Below are 4,257 nucleotides of genomic sequence, written 5' to 3'. Positions count from 1 at the left end.
AATCAGGCTTCATCCTTGTGTCTGTCTTTTCCCATAGCAATTCAGTCGCAGTTTAGCAATTAACTGACTTATCGCATTACCGACATGCTTCACTCCCCGTTTGGTTTCCCATTCGGATAAGTCGGTATGGGATAGGTTTATAAATTGGAATACTAACCTAATCACTTGCCAAAGTGATTATTATCAAGCCCCTATTATGGGCGCACTGAATGCGTAGAATGAGCCATCCTCACAGATGACGCTCATATTGGTCTCCGTCTCAAACTCACGGACGGCAGCCTTTACACGCAGCACATTCTCCGCATCGTCAGCTTTCCCAGCAATAATGTTTTGCGACCCGAGGTCTACATAGCGTATAGCTGCAGGAAAGATGAGATGCACCGTCTTTTCAAACGTAACCTCCAGCCCGTAGGGCAATACGACCCGTCCATTCGGAATCGATCGGCTCATCCCTTGGTAAAGGTCTCCGCTACTCAGTAGTTGATTGTTCCCCTCTACTTGTTGTGCCATAGCAGGGAGCGTTATCGTAGCACAAACTACGATAGATAAAATCCATTTCTTCATAAGTATATCAGTTGTTATTGTTAGAGTTCTAAAAGCTTACTTCGTCTGTACAAGGAATAGTCTATATCCCCCTTTGAGCGTCACCTTAATTGTGCGGAGCTTCTTCTGTAGTAGTTGTCCAGCTCCCTGCATCACCCCTCTAGTCACCTCGGAGATGATTTGGTCTTTAGCCGATGAGGAAAAGGTGAAAGAGGTACCCATCGATCCCCCGACATTTGCCCCCATCTCCTTGAGCGCCGACACCTCTTCAGAGCCAGGAATATAGACTCCCATCTGTCCGTCTGTATCATAGGCAGATAGTTTGACCGGCAGAATGCGACCATTCACCTCTATGCTCTTAATCAGTAGCTGCATTCGGTTGCCATCTATCTTAGCTTGTGCCATTAAGATACTATGCTTCGGGATTGATGTTTGCTGCACCCGAGCTGTCTCCAGTAGGCGAAGAGCAACGTAGTCACCCTCTTTGAGGGTCGTTGTTTTGTCCACCACTACGCAAAGGGTATTGCGCTCGCCAGAGTGTGCGGAGCTATTAGAGAGTGAATGAAAGCTCATATTCCGCTCCTTGGCTCCGTACATCTCCATAAACTCCTCGTCACTCATTGGCTGGTCCAGTGCTGAGACCAACGGCTTGTGGTCAGCTATTATCTCCATTGGAGCCTCTTCCTTGGTAGCTCCACCACTAGGCGGAGATACAACCTGCTGATCACTCATAGGCATAGCACCATGGGCTGGAGAAGCACCAGCTGCGGGCAAGTACTTAGCCGCCATTTGGTAGCTCTTCTCCATAAGAGCTAGTTGCTTAGCTTCCTCATCATCGTCTTGTTGGCTAAGCTCGTTCAGTTCACGTCTGAGGTCATCAATCTCCTGTTGCATAGCTTCTCGCTCCTCCTCATAAGGGTCAGAGCCGTAGAAGTCCGCTAGCAGACGGTTGTTCTCCTCGTATCGTTGCATCGAAGACTCAATCTTATTGCCAACGACCGCCTCCTGCGGGTCGCTCTCAGACGAGCTCCCCTCCTGCTGAAAGTACTCCGCCAGTCTCCCCACCTCCTCACGAGCTTGCTCCTCTTGAGTGGTATGGTCAACTAGTTCATAGGCTTTGAGTTTATTCTCCGTTAGCTTTTCGGTCGTAGCTTGTGGTATGTTGTCATTCAACCCCTCACCAGCGTCCGGTTGTTCCTTTGTGGCGGGTGCAAATATAATCCACATAGCAAGGGCAAAGATAATCCCTAGCCCTGCGAAGACTAACACCTTCTTCAATTGTTCTTTCTGTTTATGCTCCATAGTTACTAATCACTAAATGTTCCATTCTCTTGATGTAGGTTGTATCCCTCCGTATCGGGCTGTCCACCAGCTCCCCCGTAGGGATAGGTGGCATCTCCTCACGGTGCGGGAGGAAGAACTGTGCCACCATCCAGATTGAGCAGGCTAGGTAGACGAGACTCAGTCCGTAGACAATAATCTGTCGCTGTCTGTTCGTTAGCATATTACATCGCTCTCTTAGCCGTACCTGCCCTCTCAAATAGCTTCTTCTGAGGGTAGGTCTACTTCTCCGCTTCATAGTCTTATCGCTTGTAAGTTTGGATGTCACGATTCTCTCGTACGAGGAAGTGCTCCATCAGAAACCCTTGCGGATTGTTGTCCGAGCGAACTGAGTTTTGTAGCGAGCAACTAGTCACCAAGCTCCGCTCCGTGACATTGCTCTGTCGGATAATAAACTGCCGAGCGAAGGTGGTTACTTCATAGGGGTATGAGTCAAAGTCACACCGTATGGAGTCAATCTCTATACGTTGGTTGACATTGCCCGAGATAGCTCGATTGTAGTACCCTTTCTCCGCTAGGTCCTTGTAGTAGTTAAAGGCGGACTTGTCGCACAGTTGGAAAGCACGCTCCATATTCTTCTCGATAGCATCCTTGTCGGGTGCAATCGTGAAGAAAAGCTCGTGAAAGCGTCTTACATGCTCTCGAGCCTCCACTGGGCGATTCATTGAAGCGTCTTGGCTCAGAGCCAGCATCAGAGACTTCCCTTGGTCCAGTACGTACACCTTCTCACGCTGCTTCTTAGCAAAGCTGTACGAAGCATAGACCGCATAGCTACTGACCGCTATGCAGACTATCGCAAAGATGATAGCGTAGAGCCTAATCTGCTTGAAAGAGGTCTCTATGTTTGTGAGTGATTTGAATTCCATATTCCATTATTCTAATTGTCTTGTATCTAAAAACTTCTGAGGGGTAGTCTAGTGCCAATGTGCCTTGGTACTGTAGTGCCATACGGGTGAAACTCTAGTGCCACCCCCACTTGGCACTGCAGTTTCATACGGGAGAAACTGTAGTTTCATAGGTAAGAAACTGTAGTTTCATAGGTAGGAAACTCTAGTTTCATGGGTAGGAAACTCTAGTTTCATGGGTAGGAAACTGTAGTGCCACACGGCAGGTACTACGCTTACCTCCCCCAGCTGCTATATTGACGCACATAGGAGGAGCTAATCCTACCCACCTGACCGTCATACGACCTTCACGTGGTCATTGCATCCTCATCAAGCGTGTCATAGCCCCCCTTCGGCTGAAGGGGCGCTATTTGCCCTTGATAAGTGCCCCTTTGATACGTCCGCCTACGTTGCCAGCTATAGACCCCGTGGCACCAGCTACCGCCTTACCTCCCGTATAGGCACCTTGGGCACCTCGTTGCGCCGTCTGATTGACATTGCGTCCGTACGCCCCGATACCACCACCAGCCTCTATAATCCAGCCCGCTACCGTAGGAACACAGAAGTACCCCACGATACCAATCAGGAAGAAGACAATGTAGTACCAGCTACCCGAATCAGGCAGATAGTTGGGGTCACTCAATGCTGCAATATCCTTCTGCACCATCAACACCTGTATCTTTGTGAGGAGAGCCGAGAGGACAGAGCTCACGGGTAACCACAGATAGACCGATATGTAGCGGGAAAACCAAGCCGTAAGCGACCCCGACAAGCCATCCCAAACCGCAATACCAAAGACGATTGGTCCCAGTATGCTCAGCACGATAAGAAAGAAGGTCCGGAGCGTATCAATAATCAGAGCAGCTGCATGGTATAGCAACTCTATGAGGTCATGGAGTTGCTTCATCAGCCATTGCTTTGTTTTGTAAGCAGCACGCTCGGCATACATTCCAGCGATGGTCACCGCATCGCTCGGACCGATGATCCCCATCTCCTCTATCTTTTGGTCAAAAGCTTCATTGGAAACCAAGTAAGCCGTCTCGGGGTTACGGAGATAGGCAGCCTCTTGTAGTTTGTCTCGCTTAGCAATCAATTTGTCTAGTTGTACCGTCTGCTTATTGACCATTCGCTCTGTACCTTGTACTACAGGAGAGAGAATCGTATTCATCGTACCCAGCACAATCGTTGGGAAGAACATAATACAGAAGCCCAGCACAAAAGGTCTCAGTAAGGGGAAAAGGTCAATCGGCTCGGCACGAGACAACGAAGACCACACCCTTACGGCTACATAGAAGAGAGCTCCTAATCCCGCAATCCCCTTGGCAATGCCCGTCATCTCTCCACAGAGAGGCATCATCTCCTGATAGGTGGAGCGGAGTAATTCATGTAGTGATGCAAAGTCCATAGATCCTAACGGCTATCTTTACGTAGTCAGTCTTACCAATATCGGCTTTCTGGATTTCCATAAAGCGCTTTGACCGATGCTAGA

4 protein-coding genes and 1 pseudogene are annotated in these 4,257 nt (G+C 49.0%); all 5 read right to left on the bottom strand.

Translation table 11 applies throughout. The features are described from left to right. Nucleotides 1–204: 204 nt before the first annotated feature. Nucleotides 205–510, bottom strand: a pseudogene (locus tag L215_RS0109110) (DUF4138 domain-containing protein); the annotation flags it as partial. A 90-nt stretch (nucleotides 511–600) separates the two neighbouring features. Then, nucleotides 601–1,845 (bottom strand): conjugative transposon protein TraM, encoded by a 1,245-nt coding sequence (gene traM / locus L215_RS0109105; protein WP_027451676.1) that lies wholly within the window; start codon nucleotides 1,843–1,845, stop codon nucleotides 601–603. After that, complete coding sequence (locus tag L215_RS0109100) at nucleotides 1,835–2,122, bottom strand: hypothetical protein (RefSeq protein WP_025884382.1); 288 nt, start codon at nucleotides 2,120–2,122, stop codon at nucleotides 1,835–1,837. The genes traM and L215_RS0109100 overlap by 11 nt, the downstream gene beginning before the upstream one ends. 4 nt (nucleotides 2,123–2,126) lie before the next feature. Further along, nucleotides 2,127–2,750, bottom strand: a complete 624-nt coding sequence (traK, locus tag L215_RS0109095; protein WP_004330615.1) for a conjugative transposon protein TraK — start codon at nucleotides 2,748–2,750, stop codon at nucleotides 2,127–2,129. Nucleotides 2,751–3,135: 385 nt separating this feature from the next. Next, a complete protein-coding gene (traJ, locus tag L215_RS0109090) occupies nucleotides 3,136–4,173 on the bottom strand; it encodes a conjugative transposon protein TraJ (protein ID WP_025884381.1) in 1,038 nt (345 codons plus the stop codon). Nucleotides 4,174–4,257: the final 84 nt, after the last annotated feature.

Source organism: Porphyromonas uenonis DSM 23387 = JCM 13868 (genome assembly GCF_000482365.1).
In the GTDB taxonomy this organism is placed as follows: Bacteria; Bacteroidota; Bacteroidia; order Bacteroidales; family Porphyromonadaceae; genus Porphyromonas; species Porphyromonas uenonis.
The sequence above is the reverse complement of the archived record's forward strand: the minus strand, read 5'-3'. Positions and strand labels throughout refer to the sequence as shown.

Bases quoted from the DNA above. Each gene is read 5' to 3' on its own strand.
- traM (WP_027451676.1), bottom strand. From the start codon at position 1,845: ATGGAGCATAAACAGAAAGAACAATTGAAGAAGGTGTTAGTCTTCGCA.
- L215_RS0109100 (WP_025884382.1), bottom strand. From the start codon at position 2,122: ATGAAGCGGAGAAGTAGACCTACCCTCAGAAGAAGCTATTTGAGAGGG.
- traK (WP_004330615.1), bottom strand. From the start codon at position 2,750: ATGGAATTCAAATCACTCACAAACATAGAGACCTCTTTCAAGCAGATT.
- traJ (WP_025884381.1), bottom strand. From the start codon at position 4,173: ATGGACTTTGCATCACTACATGAATTACTCCGCTCCACCTATCAGGAG.